The 23,238-nt window shown below is 31.2% G+C and carries 20 protein-coding genes, 1 tRNA gene and 1 rRNA gene; 2 read left to right on the top strand and 20 right to left on the bottom strand.

Annotated elements, in window-relative coordinates:
- The 10 genes from HN894_14315 to lgt all read right to left on the bottom strand — a co-directional run.
- Positions 1-868 (bottom strand): 16S ribosomal RNA (locus HN894_14315); the annotation flags it as partial.
- 549 nt (positions 869-1,417) lie between these two features.
- Complete coding sequence (locus HN894_14310) at positions 1,418-2,392, bottom strand: electron transfer flavoprotein subunit alpha/FixB family protein (protein MBT7144497.1); 975 nt, start codon at positions 2,390-2,392, stop codon at positions 1,418-1,420.
- A 30-nt stretch (positions 2,393-2,422) separates the two neighbouring features.
- Complete coding sequence (locus HN894_14305; GenBank protein MBT7144496.1) at positions 2,423-3,166, bottom strand: electron transfer flavoprotein subunit beta/FixA family protein; 744 nt, start codon at positions 3,164-3,166, stop codon at positions 2,423-2,425.
- Positions 3,167-3,396: 230 nt separating this feature from the next.
- Positions 3,397-3,471 (bottom strand) — tRNA-Arg (locus HN894_14300).
- Between the two features lie 139 nt (positions 3,472-3,610).
- Complete coding sequence (locus HN894_14295; protein ID MBT7144495.1) at positions 3,611-4,246, bottom strand: hypothetical protein; 636 nt, start codon at positions 4,244-4,246, stop codon at positions 3,611-3,613.
- A 27-nt stretch (positions 4,247-4,273) separates the two neighbouring features.
- Positions 4,274-6,481 (bottom strand): S9 family peptidase, encoded by a 2,208-nt coding sequence (locus HN894_14290; protein MBT7144494.1) that lies wholly within the window; start codon positions 6,479-6,481, stop codon positions 4,274-4,276.
- A 113-nt stretch (positions 6,482-6,594) separates the two neighbouring features.
- Positions 6,595-7,653 carry a tetratricopeptide repeat protein gene (locus tag HN894_14285; protein ID MBT7144493.1) on the bottom strand — a complete coding sequence of 353 codons (1,059 nt, stop codon included), beginning with the start codon at positions 7,651-7,653 and terminating at the stop codon, positions 6,595-6,597.
- Positions 7,654-7,754: 101 nt separating this feature from the next.
- Positions 7,755-8,678, bottom strand: coding sequence for a hypothetical protein (locus HN894_14280; GenBank protein MBT7144492.1), 924 nt, complete (start codon positions 8,676-8,678; stop codon positions 7,755-7,757).
- A gap of 2 nt (positions 8,679-8,680) precedes the next feature.
- Positions 8,681-9,505, bottom strand: coding sequence for a hypothetical protein (locus HN894_14275; GenBank protein MBT7144491.1), 825 nt, complete (start codon positions 9,503-9,505; stop codon positions 8,681-8,683).
- A 115-nt stretch (positions 9,506-9,620) separates the two neighbouring features.
- Positions 9,621-10,406 carry a prolipoprotein diacylglyceryl transferase gene (gene lgt / locus HN894_14270; protein ID MBT7144490.1) on the bottom strand — a complete coding sequence of 262 codons (786 nt, stop codon included), beginning with the start codon at positions 10,404-10,406 and terminating at the stop codon, positions 9,621-9,623.
- 189 nt (positions 10,407-10,595) lie between these two features.
- On the opposite strand from lgt, the gene HN894_14265 reads away from it, so the two are divergent.
- Positions 10,596-12,455, top strand: coding sequence for an Ig-like domain-containing protein (locus tag HN894_14265; protein MBT7144489.1), 1,860 nt, complete (start codon positions 10,596-10,598; stop codon positions 12,453-12,455).
- Positions 12,456-12,581: 126 nt separating this feature from the next.
- On the opposite strand, the gene gatC is transcribed toward HN894_14265, so the two are convergent.
- From gatC to HN894_14215, 10 genes are all read right to left on the bottom strand, one after another.
- The gene (gene gatC / locus HN894_14260; protein MBT7144488.1) at positions 12,582-12,917 is read right to left on the bottom strand and encodes an Asp-tRNA(Asn)/Glu-tRNA(Gln) amidotransferase subunit GatC; all 336 of its coding nucleotides are present in this window, start codon (positions 12,915-12,917) and stop codon (positions 12,582-12,584) included.
- A 106-nt stretch (positions 12,918-13,023) separates the two neighbouring features.
- Positions 13,024-13,794: a hypothetical protein gene (locus HN894_14255; protein ID MBT7144487.1), complete on the bottom strand. Its 771-nt coding sequence runs from the start codon at positions 13,792-13,794 to the stop codon at positions 13,024-13,026.
- 4 nt (positions 13,795-13,798) lie between these two features.
- Positions 13,799-14,893: a Nif3-like dinuclear metal center hexameric protein gene (locus HN894_14250; GenBank protein MBT7144486.1), complete on the bottom strand. Its 1,095-nt coding sequence runs from the start codon at positions 14,891-14,893 to the stop codon at positions 13,799-13,801.
- 36 nt (positions 14,894-14,929) lie between these two features.
- Positions 14,930-15,265, bottom strand: a complete 336-nt coding sequence (locus HN894_14245; protein ID MBT7144485.1) for a MerR family transcriptional regulator — start codon at positions 15,263-15,265, stop codon at positions 14,930-14,932.
- A gap of 53 nt (positions 15,266-15,318) precedes the next feature.
- Positions 15,319-15,921, bottom strand: a complete 603-nt coding sequence (locus HN894_14240; protein ID MBT7144484.1) for a hypothetical protein — start codon at positions 15,919-15,921, stop codon at positions 15,319-15,321.
- A 64-nt stretch (positions 15,922-15,985) separates the two neighbouring features.
- Positions 15,986-17,488 (bottom strand): RNA polymerase factor sigma-54, encoded by a 1,503-nt coding sequence (gene rpoN / locus HN894_14235; GenBank protein MBT7144483.1) that lies wholly within the window; start codon positions 17,486-17,488, stop codon positions 15,986-15,988.
- Positions 17,489-17,625: 137 nt separating this feature from the next.
- On the bottom strand, positions 17,626-18,825 hold the full coding sequence (locus tag HN894_14230; GenBank protein MBT7144482.1) for a pyridoxal phosphate-dependent aminotransferase: 1,200 nt from the start codon (positions 18,823-18,825) through the stop codon (positions 17,626-17,628).
- 208 nt (positions 18,826-19,033) lie between these two features.
- Positions 19,034-19,510 carry a DUF1573 domain-containing protein gene (locus HN894_14225; GenBank protein ID MBT7144481.1) on the bottom strand — a complete coding sequence of 159 codons (477 nt, stop codon included), beginning with the start codon at positions 19,508-19,510 and terminating at the stop codon, positions 19,034-19,036.
- Positions 19,511-19,567: 57 nt separating this feature from the next.
- Positions 19,568-20,725, bottom strand: coding sequence for a hypothetical protein (locus HN894_14220; protein MBT7144480.1), 1,158 nt, complete (start codon positions 20,723-20,725; stop codon positions 19,568-19,570).
- A 40-nt stretch (positions 20,726-20,765) separates the two neighbouring features.
- Positions 20,766-21,614, bottom strand: a complete 849-nt coding sequence (locus tag HN894_14215; protein ID MBT7144479.1) for a cyanophycinase — start codon at positions 21,612-21,614, stop codon at positions 20,766-20,768.
- A 487-nt stretch (positions 21,615-22,101) separates the two neighbouring features.
- Here HN894_14215 and HN894_14210 point away from each other — a divergent pair.
- On the top strand, positions 22,102-23,238 hold a 1,137-nt coding region (locus HN894_14210; GenBank protein MBT7144478.1), incomplete at its 3' end, for an ATP-binding protein.

Below are 23,238 nucleotides of genomic sequence, written 5' to 3'. Positions count from 1 at the left end.
TGCTTTCGCTCAGTCACGTACAATATATCGCACACAACGAGTAATCATCGTTTACGGCGTGGACTACCAGGGTATCTAATCCTGTTCGCTCCCCACGCTTTCGTGCCTCAGCGTCAGTGATAGTTTAGTGAGCTGCCTACGCAATTGGTGTTCTGTGTTATATCTAAGCATTTCACCGCTACATAACACATTCCGCCCACCTCAACTATACTCAAGATTAACAGTATCAATGGCAGTTCTGCAGTTAAGCTGCAGGCTTTCACCACTGACTTATTATTCCGCCTACGCACCCTTTAAACCCAATAAATCCGGATAACGCTTGCATCCTCCGTATTACCGCGGCTGCTGGCACGGAGTTAGCCGATGCTTATTCTTACAGTACCGTCAACTCTCCGATGAATCGGAGTATTTCTTCCTGTATAAAAGCAGTTTACAACTACTAGAGCCGTCATCCTGCACGCGGCATGGCTGGGTCAGGCTTGCGCCCATTGCCCAATATTCCTCACTGCTGCCTCCCGTAGGAGTCTGGTCCGTGTCTCAGTACCAGTGTGGGGGATCATCCTCTCAGAACCCCTAAACATCGTAGTCTTGGTGAGCCGTTACCTCACCAACAAACTAATGTTACGCATGCCCATCTTTAACCGAACCAAAGAACTTTAATTTTAAAATCATGTGATTAAAAAATATTATGAGGTATTAATTCCGATTTCTCGAAGCTATGCCTCAGTTAAAGGTAGGTTGCATACGCGTTACTCACCCGTGCGCCGGTCGTCGCCTGGCCGAAACCATCGTTACCCCTCGACTTGCATGTGTTAAGCCTGCCGCTAGCGTTCATCCTGAGCCAGGATCAAACTCTTCGTTGTAGAAAAATTTTTTGACTCAAAATTGTTATCCAAATTCAATTTATATGGAAATCTTACTTGGCTTTTATTTTACTTCTCAATATTTTCAAAGAACAATTTCAAAAAATTGGACTGCAAAGGTAATACCTTTTTATAATACAATCCAAATTTATTTTCACTTTTTTTGAAATTATTTTTACATTCTATTTCAATAAAAAATGTGTATTTGTTTTCATGCTTTTTACTTAAATTCTACTGACGTTTCAGTGTTTCAAAAGCGGCTGCAAAGATAAAAACTATTTTTTTTACTACCAAATCTTTTTTGAAGTTTTTTCAAAATAAATTTCCTTCACATTTTGTAATAATTTTGCTCTAAATATTCATTAATATTCTCGGCATTTCATATTGTCAAAAAACGGCTGCAAAAATAGAGTTAATATTATTAGCCTCCAAATTTTTTTGCACTTTTTTTTAATAAAAATTATATTCTTTCTATAATGCTGTATATCAGTGTTATAATTTGCACTTTTGATCTAATAACAATAGATGTTTTATGATTTTCCAAAATTCTTATATCAAGAATTATTCTTTAGATTGCGAAAAGCCTCAATTAATTTAGGGACAACATGAAAAGCATCGCCTACAATACCATAATCTGAAGCTTCAAACATTGGTGCATCAGGATCAGTATTTATCGAAACTATTACTTTTGAGGAGTTTACCCCAGCTAAATGTTGGATTGCACCTGATATTCCAATGGCAAAATATAAGTTTGGGGCAACAACTTTTCCTGTTTGTCCTACATGTTCTTCATGAGGTCTCCAATCTAAATCGGTAACTGGTCTTGAACAAGCTGTGGCAGCCCCTAATATTTCAGCCATTTCTTCAATCATGCTCCAATTTTCAGGTTTTTTTAAACCACGCCCGGCTGAAACTAATATTTCTGCTTCAGAGACTAATATTTTACCTTGAGACTTTTTAAGTTCAATCGGTTTGCTTCCAAAATCACTATCTTTAATTGTAGGCTGAAATTCTTCTTTCTGCGAATCTACAGAATTTTCAACTAATTTATATGAGTTTTGATTGAGAGTAAGTATTTTAATTTCAGTATTAATTTGAATATCGGCAAATGCTTTTCCAGAATATACTTTTTTTGTAACAACAAAAGGCTCGATTGATTTTGGTAATTCGACACAACCAGATGCTAATCCTGCTCTTAAATTCACTGCCAGCCTAGGCGAAATTGAGCGTCCATTATAATTATTTGCAAAAACAATTATATTGCTTTGGTATTTTTGGGCAACTTCTGAAATCGCTGATTTATATGCCTGAGAAACGAAATCGTCAAGCTTCTCTTCTGTTATGGATACTATTTTTGAAGCTCCATAGTTGCTAAGTTTTTCTAGTTCAACGTTCGAAACTTTCCCGATCGAAAGAGCAATAGTCTCTATTTCAAGCATTTTAGCAATTTGGTTTGCATAGGATACAAGTTCGAATGTAGATTTTTTAAATTTCCCGTCCCAATTTTCTGTATATATTAATATCGACATAATTCCAATTTTTAATTTCTAATAAAACTTCTATATAACTTTTGCTTCTTCGTGAAGGAGTCTGACGAGTTCTTCTGGATTTTCAGGATCAATCATCTTACAAGCAGCTTTTGCAGTTGGCATTTTATAGTTTAAAACTTGAGTAAATGGCTTAAATTCTACTGCTTCAACAACTTTCAAAGGTTTTCTTCGAGACATCATAATACCTCGCATACTTGGAATTCTTGGTTCCTTGGCAATGCCTTTTTGTCCGCTGGCTACAAAGGGCAAACTTGTTGATATTAATTCTTTGCCGCCATCAATTTCGCGTTCAACAAGCCCCTTTTCTTTTTCAATATTCAGGCTTGAAGCACTGGTAATGGAAGGAATATCAAGAAATTCTGCAACCATTTCTCCCACTTGAAAGCCATTATAATCAATTGATTCTTTGCCTGTGAGAATAAGATCGTAGTCTCCTGATTTAGCTACTTCAGCAATCTGCTTAGCTACAAACATTGCATCTGTTGCTTCAGCATTTACACGAATAGCATCGTCTGCACCAATCGCTAAAGCTTTGCGTAAAGTTGGTTCGGTTTCAGGAAGTCCAATATTTAGCACGCTTATTTGAACATCTCCAATTTTTTCCTTAATTTCTAATGCTCGCGTCAAAGCAAGTTCTTCGTATGGACTAATAATAAACTGAACATCAGATTTATCGTACTTTGTGTTGTCCTCTACAAATGCAATTCGAGCTGTAGTGTCAGGAACATGACTAATACAAATTAATATTTTCATTTTATCAAAATTTATATGATTATATATATTGCAAATATATAATAATTTCAATTTTTATAATGAAATAAATGTTATGGTAGTGAAAATACAAAACCTATGATATCACGAATGTATTTTGCTAAAATTGATACAATTAAGAATAGAAAATATTGATTTCCCATACAATTATTCATCTGTTCGATAAAATAATTGCAAAGATAAATTGTAAGTTTTTGGTGAGGAAAATAAAGTGATCCAGCCAGGGCTCGAACCTGGGACCTACAGCTTAGAAGGCTGTTGCTCTAATCCAACTGAGCTACTGGACCATTTTTTCAGCTGCAAAGTTAAAATAAAGATGTTTATCAGCCAAATTTATAAAGTCTCAATAGTGCATTTTTTTTTCTTTTGGTTTTATCTATAGTAAAGACGGCAATTTGGCCAAGTAACTTCAGCAATTATTCAAATTTAGTCTATTTTCAAAAATGAAATTGAATTTGGACCTTCGTTAAAAATTAAGTCCAGAATACTCAAATTTGATATAAATCCATATTTTTCTGAAAATACCTGCTTATATTCATCAAAATTAATACTGGTGCTAGCATTATAAGACTCATTTTTCGGGCTTATGAGATTGCGAAAATCCTGGAAATGATTGTTCGTATCAAATACAAAATTATCAGAAAAACGAATTATTGGGCTAATATTAAGAATTTTATTTACAGTTTCAATTATTTTCAAATTCAAATCGAACAGAAATTCCGTATTTTTTATAAAAAAATCTAAAAAGTCGTCCATATAAAATTCGTAAAATGGCGAAGAACTATAGGCAGATTCAATTGATTTTAAATGTTGCTTTTGCCAATTTATTTCATACGAAATTTTAATATCCCTTATATTGGTTTTTTGGTTTGATAGTTTCTGAACAGGGATACTCAAGCTCAACTTTCCATTTGCAGCATATATTTCACACCTATTTCTATAGGTTTGTTTTAAATAATTTTCGTCGTTTTCGATATAAACAACAGGACAATTTGTAAGTTGCTTGTAAAAATATATTGGGCTGAAATAGCTAATCGCCAACAGCGGAGGTAATTTTTGCATTACGAAAATTAGTATATCAGTAAAGTTTTATCTCTTTCTTCCTTTACTGGTAGTTGGTTTTTCTTGTTTTTTATTGTCTCTCTTATCAGATTTTTGCTTATCGCCTCCAGAATTTTGCCCTGAGAAACCTTCTTGTCTGTTTTCGATAGTTTCGAATTCATTCTTAATTTCAGCTCCGCTTTTTACATATGTATCTAACCAATCTAAAATTGACCTATGCCAAAAAATTGCATTTTGAGGTGTAGAAAAAATATTCCCTTCATCGTTGAAATAGAGGAATTTACTATTAATACCTTGCAGTTTTGCAGCACTAAATGCCTCAACAGATTGAGAAATTGGAATTCGAAAATCGTTTTCACCATGAGTAATAAGCATTGGCGTTTTCCACTTATGTATAAAATTGTGAGGAGAAAATTTATATGAAATGTTCTCATCATTTTCGTGGAACGAGCCACCCAAATCCCAATTCGGAGAAAATAGCTCATCGGTAGTGCCATACCAACTTTCGAAATGGAAAATACCGGAATGTGAAATCAATGCCTTAAATTTATTTGGTTGATTTCCAGCAAGCCAATAAACCGAATATCCTCCAAAATTTTTACCGACAGCAGCAATTCTATTTCTGTCAACAAAAGGCTCTTTAGAAATTTCATCGACAGCAGTTTTCAAATCGACCATACATTGCCCCCCAAAATCTCTATTAATTTTATCTTTCCATTCTTGCCCAAAAGTTGGGACTCCACTTCTATTTGGTGCAAAAACAATATATCCGTTTGCAGCCATCAAATGAAAATTATAATCGTATAAAAAAGTCTGGCTAACAGCAATTTGAGGACCATCTGGTGCATACAAAATTGCAGGATACGATTTTTTTGCATCAAAATCGGGAGGATAAACAATCCAAACCAACATACTTTTTTTGTCGGTTGTTTCGACCATGCGTTTTTCAGTTTTTCCAAATTTCAAATTATCAAGCTCATTTTTATTGAGAAAAGTTAATTGCTTTTCATTACCATTTGAAATTTTTATTGAGAAAATATCAGACGGACTAGACATTGTTTCTTTAATTCCTATAATGTTTTTGTTTGAAAATTTAATATTTGTATAGTCATGGTCGCCATTAGTGAGTTGTGAAATCTCCTTTTTTGTAATATCTAATTGAAAGATTTGACATGTAGCCTGAGTTCCAGAAATGAAATATAAAAACTCACTATCATCAGACCAAGCAAGCTTTGAAGCACTTTCTTCAAAATTTTCTGAATAATTGGTAGTTGTCCCTTCATCGAAACTATAAATCATAATGCTTTTTTTATCATACTTAAAACCAGCCCGATTCATGCTAAGCCATGCAAGTTTTTTTCCATCAGGAGAAAAAACCGGCTCCAAATCGTAGCCATAGCTGTTTGCTGTAAGATTGCTTGTTCGTGAATTTAATGAATTATATAAATATATATCTGAATTTGTACTAACTGCAAGATTTTTTCCTTCCTTTTTGATGCAAGTGTAAGCAATATATTTTCCTTCGCTACTTATATCAATCTGATCGATTTTACCGAAAGGTTTTAAAGGAGAGTCGAAAGGTTCTCCTGGCATAATATCCTTTAAACTAATGACTTGCATTTCAGAATAGTCGGCAAAAACTATATGGCTATGGTAACTATCTGACCACGTATCCAAATGTCTGTAAAGCAAATCGTTGCAAACATTTACATTAGCCTTTGGCAAATCAGGATAAATTTCTGAAAATGCGTCATCTTTTACTTCTCTTGTAAAAAGAATTTTTGACATATTGTTCGAATATTTGTATGAAGTAATTCCGCCTTCAATATTTGTAATTTGCTTCAATTCAGACCCATCCGTATTAGACTCGAACAACTGATATTCTCCTTTTAAAGGACTAAGGAAAGTAACTTTTTTACCATCAGGCCTCCAATTTGCTGCAAATTTCTCATCAGGAAGTTTGTTTATATTAATAGCATTTTGATTATTGTCAAGACTTTGCCCAACAATTTCAAGCTTTTTATTTTTGATTGAATACAAATTCAAATCGATAAAACTGGAATTTTGTTCAATGTCAAAACTTGTGGAACTGAACAATATATTCAGATTATCGGGCGAAACTTGAATATTGTTTATCTTTTTAAATTTCCACAAATCCTCAGGATTCATTACATTTTGCGCAAAAATATTGGCAGAAAGCAAAAAGATTATGTAAATTAAAATTTGATTTTTCATATTGTTATAGTCTTAATTTTAATGAGCTAAGATTTAATCCAATTTTCACACCTTATACATAGCAAAAAAATTGCTCTTGAAATTTAGTATTGAACATTAGAAAAAATAGTTTGCTACTTGTTTTTATACAAAATTTCGTCAATTCTATTTAGAGCTTCCACAGCATTTTCATAATTCGGATAATACTGTAGCACTAAATTATAATCTTCTTTAGATTTTATGTAGTCCTTCATGTATTCATAACACAAACCTCTATTATATATAGCATCGATATAGTTATTTTTGTACGAAATTGCTTTTGAAAAATATTCTATAGCAAAATCGTAGTTTTTAAAATATTCCAAATTTATATACCCAATATTAAAATAAACCGAAAAGTTTGCACTATCAATATTCTCAATAATATATTCATATTCATTAATTGCCTTTTCGAGCTGCCGCTGATTTTGATAGAACATTGCAAGCCCATAGTGCGCAAATATGTTTTCCGGTATAATTTCAATTGCATTTTTATAATAATCTACAGCCAAAGAATCGCCAAGTTGTGCATATATATATGCCAAATTTTCATAAGCCTGATAATGTTCCGGCTCATTTTCTATACATAACTCAAAGTTCTTAATTGCTCGAGAAGTATCATTTAATTCCTTATAAATTATTGCTTTAGTGAAAAATATATCAGACAAATGACTATCAATTGTTTGAGCCGCAGAAAGTAATCTCATCGATTCCTCATATTGTTTGACATATAAATGAATTTTAGCCAGTTTTATTAAAACCTCAGTATTATCCGGAAAATGTTCTAAACAATTATCAAAGGCTTCTTTAGCCAAACCGGATTTTCCTTGCGAGAGTTGGCATTCTCCCAATTTTATATAATACTCAGCTTTTAAGGAATCTAAATTAATAGCAATTGTGAAGTCGCCTATTGCTGAACTTGTTTCATTTTCTGAAATTTTAACTAAAGCTCTGCGAAAAAACAAATCGGCATTTTTCGGATTTTCTCTAATTTTTTCAGATATAAACTCTATTGATGAGCTATCAGGTTTTGCCTTGCCAGGCACATCACTTTTTATTTTCGTCTGTTTGCACGAAATCTGAAATAAGATTGAAAATGCAATTAAGAAAATTGCAAATACTTTTATATTAAATAGTTTAACTGAAAAATTCATGAATTAGAATACAATAAAATTATATTAAACAAATTATTTGGACGGCTTTTTTCAAACATAAGCGCTTATGACAGAACTACATATCTTTCTTTATATGATTGTTATGGAATTTTACTTTTTGAGTTTTCAGATTGTTTAACCATTTGGTTTGGCTTACTAATAGAATCAAAATCTAAAAATTGATGTGCATTTATTTCTTCAATTTTATTTGCAACTATATCTGACTGTTCAGAATGAATTATCTTAATTAATTTTTGTTTTTCTATTTGCTCCCATATTTTATGCTCCTTAGAGTTGATTATATTTGGTTCGTCTCCAATTATATAAAGATTGCTTTCAACTCTGTTTTCCTGATAATATTTAGCAAGCAAGCTTGAAACCTGAAAATAGCGAGAAATTTGTTTATCTATGGTTTGTTCATTTCTGCTAAAATCAATTGACTTTGCACTTGTAATAACTCCATTTTTTCCTATACAATCCAACTCAAATTGAAAATAGAGAGAAGGTAAAACTTTTTCGGTTAAATTAATATTAGTGTGTACTTTCTCTTTAACCCTTGAAATTAGACGATTATTTATTCGCTGATAAAATTCATCATTTGAAGATTCTACTAAATTACGTTTAGATTCATAATCATCCGAGACAAATATTGAAAATAATTTTTTGAACTTTCCGTCATCAATGGAGTCTTCAATTTCAAAAGGCTTACTAAACTGAAGATTATTATTACAATAGCGATTTAGATAATCAAAATAATTGGCATCTAAGAATAATGGAAAAGAAAATAATTTATTTTTATCATCATTAATTTGCTTGTTCAAGTCATCAATCTTATTATTGATTTGCTTCACAATGTAATCAACCAATTCACTACTGCTATCAATTAATCTTTTAGTGATATTTATTTTATTCTTAGAAAATTGCAGTTTATATATCCCATTGCTAAAAACCAAAAGACCAATAGTAATAGTATCTCCAGCTATTGGGTTGGGTGCAATCTTTATAATATTATAATATGATTTCATAGCTATATCCGTTTTAAAAATTCTTCAAAAACTTTTTTATTCCTCTCTTTATCAAATAAGAAATTTTTCAGGCACTCACTTAATTCTTCATTAAATCCTAATTCATTTGGTATGTATCCTTTAATTTTGTTAAAGTTTTCATAAGATTGTTCTATACAAAAGTAAAAATATTTTCTAAATTCATTTATCCACTCTTTTTCTTTCTTCAATTCAAAAACAATCCTTTTTGCAATTTTTGTTTCCAAAATATTTTCATCAAATGTATTGCTAATATACTGTGGATTTAAACTTTCATAGTCCATACTGCAAAAAGTAAATGCATTATCAATAGCATAAATCTTAATTCTATCATTTATATATTGAAAAATTATATTATTATTGGATGGTTTCCTATCTGTATTATCTACCCATATATCAAATAAACCAATTTTGATAATAGTATCGGGATTTATAAATTTTTTGAAATCGACCTTTCCTCTTATTTCAAAGAAATTGGACATTTCAAAAGCTTTTGGTTTAGACAGAGAACCAAATGTAAGTTTCTCATAATAATACTTCTTGTGGTAAAGTTGTGTAAAATCTCTATTTTCAATCAAGGATGGATTTACTTTTATCGCAGCAATTTCAGGTACAGGTATTTGCCATATTTTCAGCAAATAATAACAAATAAATTCATTTAATATATCATAACACGGATTCTTATCTTTAGTCGATTTAATATAATATTTTTCATAATCATCAGCTAAAATTAATAAAGGTGAATGTCCTTCAGTAGGTATTTCCTTTATTATACTTAAGGCTTTAAGGTATTTTAGCTTGCTTAGCATAGTCAAATTTAATATTCAAAATTGATTTTATTATTTAAATATTTCTATTTTTCATAAACTACATCCCAAAATCTTAATTTTCTTCAACTATATGACAATAATTCAAAAACCCAACTCATTTAATTTTAATTGCTCTAAAAAGCAAAACGATACCAACCAATACAAATGGGATACTAAGTAATTGTCCCATATTCAGAAACATATCGCTTTCAAAATTTACTTGAATATCTTTCACAAATTCGATAAAAAACCTTGCAGCAAAAATTCCGATTAAAAATATTCCAAAAAGTAATCCTTGTTTTTTACCAAATTCCCACTTAAAATATCCAAACATTAAAAAGGCAAAAACAGAGATATAGCATAAGGCTTCGTAAATTTGTGTCGGATGTCGCGGAACATTCATAGGATCGCTCCTTTCAAAAATAAAAGCCCACGGCAAACTACTTTCTTGACCATAAATTTCTGAATTTATTAGGTTTCCCATACGAATTAAAAAACCAGATAGAGCAACCACAACAACAATTCTATCCAGTATCCACAAGTACGATTTTTTCGATTTTCGGGAAAATAGATACAAAGAAATTAATATACCAATAGCAGCACCATGACTTGCTAAACCACCATGCCAGATATATAAAATCTCGAGAGGATTTCTTAAATAAAATTCGGGCTCGTAAAATAAACAATGTCCAAATCTTGCTCCGAGAACTGTACCCAAACCAACATAAATAGTCAGCTTGTCTAATAATTCTACCGAAACTTTTTCGATTGCAAACATGTTTTTCATTATATAATAGCCTATAATGAAAGAGCTTGCGAAAAGTAATCCATACCAACGAATAGCCAAGCTTCCAAAATTCAATATTTCAGGATCGACATTCCATGTTATATAATTTAAAATCATACCATTTATTTTCGTAATATATTTTGATGCACAAAAATATACATCTTATTTAAAACAATTGCCATATTTGTAAGTTAAAACGTTGTTTATATATTGATATTTTTTTGCAAGTACTAAATTGTTAAATAACTTTCGTTGAGAGGCAACTTTCGATAATTGGAACATAAAAGTAAAATTCTGTAAAACATGAAACTCACACATAATATATTTAAATATAATTACTCAAATAGCTATTTTGTTGTTTTTCAACTATTATTTTTATTCGGAATATCAATATTTCATTTTTCTTGCGCCAACATGTCTGCTCCTTCTGGAGGTCCAAAAGACGAAACTCCACCGAAAATTGTAAATAGTCTGCCCGAAAATTTTACTACCAATTTCGATGAGCAAATTATAGAAATTACTTTCGACGAATATTTCCAACTTAAAAATGCAGAAAAACAACTAATAATTTCTCCTCCGCTCGACGAAAAACCGGAAATAAAAATCAAAGGCAAAACTTTACACATTAATTTAAACAACGAATTGAACGACAGTACAACCTATACGCTAAATTTTGGAAACTCCATTGTTGATAACAACGAAGGAAATATTTACGAAAATTTCATGTATGTATTTTCTACTGGCGATGAAATAGATTCACTCTCGGTGAAAGGAGTTGTAAACGAGGCATTTACTATGAAAGCAGCCGAAAGCATTTATGTCATGCTTTATGCAAACATTTACGATTCTGTACCATATAAGGAACTTCCACTTTACGTTTCTAGAACATCGAAAGAAGGCAACTTTACTTTTAATAATATCCGCTCCGATACTTTTTTAATCTTTGCCCTTAAAGATGCTAACTCAAATTATCTTTTCGACCAACCAAACGAAGCAATTGCTTTTTTAGACTCGTTTATAGTTCCTTATTCAAATGTAATTGAAAAAATAGATACTATAAAAATACCTATTGACACTATAAAAATTGAAATTGATAGTTTAAATATTACTGACCATTCCGACAGTTTGGAAAATTTTGAAGTAGTTTATATGGATTCAATTGTTGTGAAAAAGATTACAGAATTTTTTCCTGATAATATTGAACTATTTTTATTCGAGGAACAAAACAAAAAACAATATTTAGTGAATACCGCAAGGTCAATCCCCGGCTCCTGCCAATTTTTCTTTTACCTACCATTAAAAGACTCAATTACATTGTCGCCATTAAATTTCGAGGAAAAAGAAAATTTCTATTCGTATGAAAGCAATCTAACAAATGACACTATTACAATATGGATATCTGACACCAATATTTCAAAACTGGACACATTAAGTTTTTTGCTTGACTATTTTAAAGAAGATTCTACAAATACACTTATTCTTTTTACTGACACTGTGCACTTTAAATATAAAAAAGATAAAAAAGATAAGGACAATCTAAATTCGTTAAGCATAGAATTTAATGTGAAAAACAATCGGATGATGGATTTAAATAAAAAGCTGAAAATGAATTGTTCCAATCCGATTGATAATATTGATAGTTCGCAGATTGTTCTATCTCATTTGATTGATTCTGTAGAGATATTTGATAAATTCTTGTTTTTTGGAGATTCAGCAAATTCGCGGCAGTTTTCAATTTCTAAAAAATGGGAGGAAAATACTAAATATAAGCTATTTATAAATCAAAATTGTTTTACAGATATTTTTGGATTGACAAATGATTCAATAGAAATTAGTTTTACATCTCAAGAATTAGAATTTTATGGGAATATAATTTTGAATATCAGTGGCATTGATACAAATTCGATTGTTCAATTACTAAGACTTGATGATAAAGTATTACAGGAATTCGAACTTAGTTCCGACCAAACAATTGAAATAAAGTACCTCCGACCCATTGAATACAATTTGAAAACTATTATTGACAGAAATAGAAATGAAAAATGGGATACAGGGAATTATTTAAAAAATATACAAGCTGAAAAAGTAATAATCTATAATGAAACCACTAAAATCAGGTCGAATTGGGATTTTGAAATAAATTGGGACTTAAAGACGAAATAGTTTAGGAAACTTCTAAAAATGCAAATTTCTTCGTTGTTTCGCAATTTTACAATCCTCATTTACAATAGTAAACTGCGGTTTTCAAATTTCTTACGCCTTGAAATTTACTATTTTTAGAAGTCCCCTTTAGCTAAAATCCGCCATTTTTGGCGACATAAAATAGCCTTTTTCTTGATTCGTAGCATTCAAAAATGCTTTTTCTTTATCCAAAGCTTTTTTTGCTGTATCTTCCCGATAAGAAAAAACCGGTTGATTTAAATATTTTAAAGGCTCAATTCCGCTTGTATCGATTTCAGAAATTTTATCAAGAAAAGAAATAATATTTTTCAAATCCTTTTTAATTATTTCTTTCTCTTCGGCTTCGAATTTAAGAGCTGCTAAAACAGATAGCTTATCAATAAGTTTGTCATCAATTTCAGAAATCATAAATTCTCGACTTGGCATTTCAAAATCAGTCAACATAATACATTTTGAGCCCCTCTGTTGCAAGTAAATTGACAAAGGAGCTCAAAATTTAAAACCTTCTAATGCAAAATATTTAGGTGTAATTCAGGGTTTTCAAAATTTCTTAGAGTTCTTCTTTAGAAATTTGACTATCAACTAAGATTCTGCCACAATATTCGCAAACAATAATTTTTTTCCTTGAACTAATATCAAGTTCTCGCTGAGGTGGAATTTTTGCAAAGCACCCACCACAAGCATCACGCTGCACCTGAACAACTCCCAAACCGTTTCTTGCATTTCCTCTAATTCTTTTGTATGCAGAAAGCAATCGTGGTTCAATTATTCTTTCAATATCTTTAGAAACATTTTGGAGTTTTTCCTCATCCTTTTTAGTGTCTAAAATTATCTCTTCCAGTTCCGATTTTTTATGATGCAAATCAGCAGTTTTATCTTCTAATACGGTCTTGGATTCTTTAGCAAGTGTATTTTTGTCGCTAATTCCTTGTGTATATTCCTTAATTCTTTTTTCGCAGAGTTCTATTTCAAGTTTCTGGTACTCAATTTCTTTTGTTAAAGAATCATACTCACGATTATTTCTAACATTATCTTGCTGACTATTATATTTTTTTATCAACTCCTCAGCAGTAAGCATTTCGTTCTCTTTGCTTTTTATTGAGCTTTTTAAGGTTTGAATCTCATCTTCATAATTTCTAATTCTGGTTTGCAATCCAGCAATTTCATCTTCCAGATCGCCAACTTCCAAAGGAAGCTCGCCTCTTAAAATTTGTATTTTATCAATTTCTGAGTCGTTGGTTTGCAACTGATACAAAGCTCTCAGTTTCTTTTCAATCGAAATTTCTCTGTAATTAATTACATTTTCTTGTTGTGTATCCATATTTTCAATAATAATTTATCGGATTTAAATTTTTACCTGATAAAAAAACCGCAAAATTAGAGAATTTTTTTGTAAGTAAATCATAAAAAATATTTATGGCAATTTGTTCGCTCTCAAAATGCCCAATATCAGCAATTAATATTTTTTTTTCGGCATCGAAAAACTCATGGTATTTAAAGTCTCCGGAAACAAAAATATCTGCACTGGCAGCAATTGCATTTTTCAGCAGAAAACTTCCGCTCCCACCACATACTGCAACTTTTCTGATTTTTTTACCCAAAAGTTCAGAATGCCTGACAGTATTTACATTGAAGTCTGATTTTAATTTCTTTAAAAAGGAAATTTCGTCAATAGAATCTTTAAGTTCACCAATCATTCCCATCCCTGCTTTTTCATACAAATTATCGAGCGGATAAATATCATAAGCAACTTCTTCGTAAGGATGTGCATTTAATAGAGCCTCAATTATTTGGGACTGAAGATATTTCGGAAAAATAGTTTCAACTCGAACTTCCTTTTCAAAATGGATTTTTCCTTTTTCGCCAACATACGGGTTTGCACTTTCAGAAGCTCTGAAACTCCCGATTCCTTCAATATTATAACTGCAAAAATCGTAGTCGCCAATTTTTCCACCTCCCGCACCGAACAAAGCTTGACGTACTTTTTCAGCATCTTGAATAGGTGCGAACGTTACAATTTTTTTCAGAAAATCGGTTTTCGGTGATAAAACTTTACAATTCGACAAGCCAATTTTTTCGCATATTTTTGTATTTATGCCTCCCTGAGCACTGTCTAAATTTGTATGAGCCGAATAAATTGCAATGTTATTTTGAATTGCTTTTATTACAATTCTTTCAACATAATTTTTTCCTGTGATTTTTTTTAAACCTGAAAAAATTATGGGATGATGTGAAATAATTAGATTGCATTGTTTTTCAATTGCCTCATCTACAATATCTTCAGTAATATCAAAACATAATAGTACTGATGAAATAGTTTGATTTTTATCGCCAATTATAAGTCCGGAATTGTCGTAATCTTCCTGAAAATCAAGTGGAAACTGAGCTTCTAAAAATGTTGTTAATTCATTTATTTTCATATAATTATTAATATTTTTTCATGCAAATGAAACCATCTAAATTTTATCGTGAATCTGGAGAAGCAATTTTTTAACATTTTGTAGTTTTTTCACTATTTCAAAATTATGCTCAGTATCTTCTTTATTGTCTTTTAACTTCATTTTGGCACCTTTCAGTGTCATCCCTCTTTCTACAAGCAAATAATATATCATCCTCACTTGCTCAATATCTTTATTTGTGAAAATTCTGTTTCCCTTGCCGCTTTTTTTTGGTCTTAATGTTCCGAATTCTTTTTCCCAGAAACGAATTTTTGAGGTATTAATATCAAACATTTCAGCTACTTCACCAATCGAATAGTGAATTTTTTCAACTTTTGGCTCTATATATGGCATAAATATTTTATATTTTTTTATGTTAAATCATTGTAAATCACGGCTATCATTTCTCAATATAATAGCATAAAAGACAATATTGAAAACAGACCTAAGCCAAAACCAAAATATATTTGCGTTGCCTTATGTCTATTTAAAAATAGTTGAGCAAAACCCAACATTCCGGCGAGCAAAATTGAAATCATAAGCATTAGCTGCAAATCAATTAACAGCCGAATAGAAATTGACAAAATAATTCCAACAATAGCTCCAATGCTAATCATATGGTAGCTGATTTTCCATTTAATAGAAATTATTGAAGAAAGCAAAACTGTAATACTTGAAGCAAACATAAATAATTGCAAAAACAAAGGAATCGACATTCTTCTTAGCAGGTAGAAAGCAAATAAATAGGATATCAAAACTACTGAATGAATAAGTATTTGATTCTGTCTTGGACTATTTTTTTTATTACCTTTTTGGTTGAAATATAAAAATGGCAATACACTTAATGGCAGTACGAATGTGCAAACCAAAACTACAAGATAAATCAATCTTTGCACTTCAAAGGCAATGTATGAAAGGTAAGTTCCTGTATTAAATATTATTGCAATTGCAATAGTGGGCATCAATATTGGATGAAAGATTAATGAAATGGTTTTTGCAAATAATTTCATATTTATAAATGAATGGTTAAAAATTTGAATTTAATATTGATAAATGACCAAATATATTTCGTTATTATATTTCTTTTCTCAACCGAGCAACAGGAATATTTAGTTGTTCCCTATATTTTGCAACAGTTCTTCTCGCTACAGGATATCCTTTTTCGTTAAGAATTTTACCTAATTTCTCGTCGGTTAAAGGTTTCTTTTTCGACTCATTATCAATACATTCTTTAAGAATAATTTTTATTTCACGAGTCGAAACTTCTTCGCCCGAATCGGTTTGCATTCCTTCCGAAAAGAAATATTTCAAAGGAAAAATTCCAAAATGTGTTTGAATATATTTGCTGTTTGCCACCCTTGAAATTGTTGAAATATCGAGTTCGGTTGTTTCGGCTATATCTTTTAAGATCATTGGACGAAGCTTGGTTTCGTCTCCATCCTGAAAATATTCGTTTTGATAATTAATTATTTCGTTCATTGTCAAAAGCAAAGTATTCTGGCGTTGTTTTATTGCATCGATAAACCATTTTGCTGAGTCGAGTTTTTGTTTTACATAAACTGCCGCATCTTTATCTTTGCTCGTCTTTTTCTTACTTTTACTAATGGACAAAAGCATTTCGGAATATGTGCGGCTAATGCGTAATTCAGGAACATTTTTCTGATTTAGTGTAAGTTGCAATTCGCCACTATGATTTTCGAGGAGAAAATCCGGCATTACGTATTGAGCTGTCCGGTTTCTTTGGTCGGAGTATGAACTACCGGGCTTTGGATCTAATTTAAGAATTTGATTTATAGCATCTTTCAAATCTTCTTCAGTGATATTTAATTTCTTGATTATTCTATCGTAGTGTTTTTTTGTAAACTCATCGAAATTAAATCTTAAAATCAAATAGGCAATATAAATTGGATAGTGTTCGGAAGTTTTATCAACCTCTTGAATAATTTGATCGCTTTGGCAATCTTCGCCGCTATTAAGCTTTCTTCTGATCTGGATTACAAGAGACTCCTGCAAATCTTGAGCTCCAATTCCAGGAGGATCGAAATTTTGAATTATTCTTAGAACGTCTTGTAGCTCTTTATATCCAACCTCAATATTCTTTGCAAAAACAATTTGGTCGCTAATTGTTTCTAAATCTTCTCGCAAATATCCATCCTCATCAATATTTCCTAAAATATATTCTGCAAGAATAAGCTCACGTTCGCTCAAAACTCTCAAACCTAATTGAGCTTTTAAATTTTCATTAAAAGATGTTCCAACAGAAAAAGGAATAGTTTCTTTTTTGTCGTCTTTAGAATAATTCTTGGTACTGAGTTTATATGATGGAGTTTCGTCCTCCTCTTTTATATATTCTTCTATCGAAAGCTCATCTTTTTCTTTAACTTCCTGTTCGTCGGCTTGTTCTTCTTGCGAAAATTCGTCTTCGTCAGCGCCTTCTTCAAGGGTAGGATTTTCTTCAATTTCTTTTTTTATTCGCTGCTCTAATTGAATAGTAGGAACTTCAAGTAGCTTTATCAACTGAATTTGCTGCGGAGATAGCTTTTGAGAAAGTTTTTGCTGTAATCTTTGTTTTATCATTAAATATTCCGTTTAGAAAAACTCTTTACCGAAATCAAAATTACTAAAATCATTTTTATTATTAAAATTTATTATAAACAAAAAGTCCACTTTCGTGGACTTCTTTATATCAATTTTAAGGAATATGAATTTCAATTTTAATCAACTCTTCCGGGATATTGCTCAAGAGCTTTTTCTAAAACTTCCATTGCATTTTTCAGGTCTTCATTATTTAAGACATATGCAATGCGAACCTCATTTTTGCCAAGTCCTTTTGTAGCATAAAAACCGGTTGCCGGAGCCATCATTACTGTTTGCTTTTTGTACTCGAAACTCTCCAGAATCCACTGGCAAAACTTATCTGAATTGTCAATCGGAAGTTTTGCAATAGTATAGAATGCACCTTTTGGCATTGGAGTTTTCACACCTTTCATTTTTTTCAAAGCGCCTATCATGTAATTTCGTCGGCTGATATATTCCGCCGAAACAGCATCAAAATATTCTTTTTTAGTGTCGAGCGATGCTTCGCCGGCAATTTGACCCAAACTCGGAGGGCTCAATCTTCCTTGTGCAAACTTCATAGCTGTTGACATAACATCTTTATTCTTAGACACAATTGCTCCAATTCGCACACCACATTCGCTGTAGCGTTTCGAAACAGAATCAGTAAGAATTACGTTGTTTTCAATTCCCGGGATGTGCATTGCCGAAAAATGATTTTCTCCATCGTAGCAAAATTCTCTATAAACTTCGTCTGAGTATAAATATAAATCGTATTTTTTAACAATCTCACCGAGTTTAAGCATTTCTTCTTTAGAATACAAATAACCGGTCGGATTGTTAGGACTACAAATGACTATGCCTTTGGTTTTTAAAGTAATTTTCTTCTCGAAAGATTCTATCGACGGCAATGCAAAATCTTCTTCTATAGACGAAGTTATCGGTACAATTTTTACTCCTGCAGAGATTGCAAAACTGTTATAATTTGCATAAAAAGGTTCAGGAATAATTACCTCATCTCCCGGATTTAGTGTCGATAAAAATCCAAAAGAAATTGCTTCGGAACCGCCGGCTGTAATAATAATCTCGTTGTGATCGACATTGATGTCAATATTTTGATAGTACTTGGCTAATTTTCGTCTATACGATTCATTTCCGCCAGAGTGAGAATACTCAATTACCTTTAAGTCAATATTTTTTATTGCTTCAAGAGCCGGAGGAGAAGTTTCAATATCGGGTTGTCCAATATTTAAATGATAAATTTTTACTCCTCTTTTCTTGGCATCTTCTGCAAAAGGAACTAATTTTCTGATTGGCGAGGCTGGCATATTTACGCCTCTTTCTGATATTTGTGGCATATTTTTAATTATGAATTATGAGTTATGAATTATAAAAACACTATTTATACTCAAAACAGTTAATATTTTAACTTTTACAAAATCTGTAATATTTATCAAACCATTGAATAATTGAATAATTGTATCATTGAAAAATTGAATCATTGTATCATTATATCATTGTATCATTATATCATTGAACAATTTTTTGTATAGTAAACAAGCTTTCCTATTTTGCAGGAATTCTTTTGGGTCTCTCAACAGAATTTGGTTTTGCTCTGTTTGTAGTTGGTTTTTGTGTAGCTCTTTCTACTTCACCTTTTATGACTAAGCGAATCGGAGAATTTTTCGCATTCGAGTAAACTGTGATTGTTTTTTGAAATCTGCCTTGTCTTCTTGTGTCGTATTTAACACTAATCACTCCATCTTTACCTTTTTTGATAGGATCTTTTGGCCAGGTTGGAACTGTGCAACCGCAAGACGATTTCACATTAGTAAGAATAAGTGGCTCTTTTCCAGTGTTTTCAAATTTAAATTCATAAACCCCATTTCCTTTATGTTTCAGCAAACCATAATCGTGGGTAGTTTCATCGAAAGTGATCTCTGGAGCTCTCTTATTTTCTTTTTTCTCACTAATTTCTTTTTGTGCAAAACCAACTGTACTAACAAAAAGAAAAGTAAAAACTACTAATAATAACTTTTTCATAACATTATATTATTAAATTAAATTTATGGTGCAAACTTATAGTATTTTATCTGAAAATTAATTCTTTTTTTTATTTATATTGTTGTAAGTCGTTTCTAATGCTGTCCTTATATATTGGTTCAAATTTTCTTTTCTAATTTCCAGATAATTTTCAATTGCTGAATAAAAGTCTTCATCTGTCTTACCTGCATTCATCAGGATTTTGATTAATTCAAATCCGCCCTTTTCATAAGCCATACTTATAATAAATCCACCTAAAACATATCTGTAGTCAGTATATTGGTCAAGACTCCTCAATTTCAACATGTTATTCAAATCAATTTCTGGATGCTGAATTAAATGTTTATTCAAACGAATTAAGTGCCAATCTAAATCTTTTCCTCTACTCATTCCAAAATATGTTGCTACGCCTTCGTTAATCCAAAAATGGCAATTCGGATAATATGGATTTAATAAAATATGAATAAACTCGTGAGGATAATATTCGTCTAAACCCGAGGAATAAACTATTCTATTTTTTGAATCTGCCTTTCCTGAAGCAATTTGATTACCATTGTCTCCTATAATAAAATCAAAACCTTTTATTTTTTGAATTTCTTCAACAGAAGAAGCGAAATAATAGTCAATCGTATCTATTGGAACATCAAAATTTTTGCTTATTGATTCTAGAAAATCAATTTGTTTTTTTGCCAATCTATAATTAAAGTTATGAACCTTTGGATAATGGAACTTAATAAAACCGACTATTGAACTGAAAAAATAAAGATCTGAATTAATTGGTAATGGATTGAATAATTTTAACTCCCCATTTTCCTGAGCGGCATAAACATGAAAAATATATTGAATATTACTTGTATTTTCTTTTTGACTAAACTCCATTAAAGAAGTAATCTTATAATATTCCATTATTTTCCTAATACTTAATACTTTGATATTGGAATAACTCAATAATTGCAGATAATTGTCAATTCCAAATTGAAGTTCTCTTTCAATAAGAAAGTAAGAATCGTTACCGTACTTTTCAACTTCATCAGAATTCCAATATTTTGCTCCTATTGAATCGTCTTTTGTATTCAAAAAATCTAACCAAAGATTTAATGGTTCAGCCACTTTGAAAACTGTAGTGTCAATATCGTAATTAATTGAAATGTTTTGTCCTAAACAATTAATAGTAAAACCTAACAATAAAATTATGTATAAGTTACTTTTGTTCATTTTTACTATTTCACTATAAAAACAACCATCATTTAGCTATTCAATTAAGTTGTCCTTCAAAAAGTTGAACGAACATTTTTTTTGGTTTTAGAACTGCCCATTTTTTCAGACTAAAAAAAGTACCCGGAGCTAAATATCCCAATCGCAAATTGTTAGTACTGAATTTTTGATAATCTTCCAGACTTTCATAATTATTAAAAGTGATTTTATCGGAATTTAAAATAGTTACTATTCCGCTACCAATTACTTCCATCCTTAAATTTGGATAAATTATTACGGCAGTATCTTCGTCGATTCCAATTCCTTTGAAACTTTTTCCGGTGAGAAGAAATTGACTTAATCTGGCAATTCTTGATCGCTGAGTGAAATGCGTATCCACAGTAATTCCTTCTAACAAACCAAAGCCCGGACTACTCACAACTGTTCCTTTGCAAAACCCTTCGTAATCGCCATCGTAAATCATTGGATTACTGATAATTGCTGCACCTGCACTTGTTCCCACAATCGGCAATGTTCCTGCATAGAATCTCTCAAATATTTTTTGCAATAGTTTTGATCCGTTGAATATTTTTGCCAAGCGATATTGATCTCCTCCACTAATAAAAACTAAATCGGCACGGTCGATCATTTCAAAATTTTCTTTTCTATCCACTTCATCACGATACCTGATATCCAATCTTTCAATATGCTTAACTTTCAAATCTCTGAATGTATTTGAATAAGAATCTAAAACGTCTCTTGAATATGTTGAGGCTGAAGGAATAATAGCAATATTTTTTGCTTTTGTAATTTTTATAATTGCTTTCAAAATTAATTTATCTTTGCGTTTGTCTTCTGCCCCGCCAATTAGTATTAAATGACTTCTTTTCGAAATTTCCGGTTCTTTCATTTATTTCATTTATATTTTTTCGGCTGTAAAATTACAAAAAGAACTGAACTTAGATTTGTTTTTTTGGCTTCATCAATAAGTTTTTATAAACTTATTTTATCCCTGCTATCATGGATTTGCAATCCGTGCGCCAATCAGCATTAGTCATATTGATAAAATATACTTTATCAATTTCATGTATTTTGTTTTTATCAGACATTTATAAAAGATAAATATTTTTCATAACAATTTAGGTTTGTGCGTTTTCTTGGATTTACGGATTGCAAATCTATACGAGTTGGGAGGAATAGGGGAAATCATTTTTTCACAAAACCGGTGAAACTTGAGGAATTACATACATTAGTTTATTCTTGTTTGTAGAAAAAATAGTAAAAAATCAAATATGCGTTGGCTATAACCAGCACTTTAATCTTTGCTTTGTAGGTTTTAACCAGCATTTTTTCTCTTTTTTGCTGTTTATATAAAACGTTTTTTCTATCTTTGCATTATGGAAAATCTGAGAAACAAATTTTTACGGCTTTTGAAGCAGACAAATTACGCCTACAAAAGGTATCTGTATTACAAAATAAACTGGAATTCGAGACTGATAATAATAAAAGGGCAGCGTGGTGTTGGAAAAACCACTATAATGCTTCAATACATTAAAGATAAAATAGAAACACTTTCCAAAACGCTTTATATTTCGCTTGATGATATATATTTTTCTGGAAATAGCCTATCCGAATTTGTAGAGCAGTTTGTTATGAACGGAGGAAAAAATCTGTTTATTGACGAGGTTCATCGATATCCAAACTGGTCGGTTGAGATAAAAAACATTTATGACTTCTATCCTGATTTAAAAGTAGTAGCAACAGGCTCGTCGGCAATTGCAATTGAAAAAGCTAAAGCAGATTTAAGTAGAAGAGCCTCTGTGTATCATCTTCACACTTTATCTTTACGAGAGTTCATAGCTTTATTTCACAAAATTGAAATTGATAAACTTTCAATAGAAGAAATTGTTGATTCGCATGAAGAAATATCGCTTAATATCAACAAGTTCATCAAGCCGGTAGAATTATTCAATCAATTTATAAAATACGGTTCTTACCCCTTCGCAAATTTCAACGATCCATTGTTTTACGATAAATTAAATTCAATTGTGAATATTACCATAGATAATGATATTCCAACATTCGAGAATATTAATTATGAAACAAGGATCAAAGTAAAAAAACTGTTGTACCTAATATCGTCAGCAGTTCCTTTTAAGCCTAATGTTGCGGAACTAAGCAAGAAAGTTGGGACAAGCAGGGATATTTTACTGAAGTACCTGCACTTGATTTCGAATGCCGAAATCATAAATCTACTAAATCAATCGGGTTCGCCAACTTCTATTTTGCAAAAACCCGAAAAAATATATATCAACAATCCGACTTTGATGCTTGCGCTTGATGAATCAGCAAATGTGGGCACACTTCGCGAGACTTTCTTCATGAATCAAGTTTCCTCAAATCACAAATTGAATGCTCCAAAAACTGGCGATTTCCTTGTAGATAACAAATATCTTTTCGAAATTGGCGGGAAAAATAAAACCAAAAAACAAATTGCAGGAATTCCTAATTCGTTTACGGTACATGCAGATATG

The organism is Bacteroidota bacterium, assembly GCA_018692315.1.
In the GTDB taxonomy this organism is placed as follows: domain Bacteria; phylum Bacteroidota; class Bacteroidia; order Bacteroidales; family JABHKC01; genus JABHKC01.
This window is presented reverse-complemented; position numbering and strand designations above follow the sequence as displayed.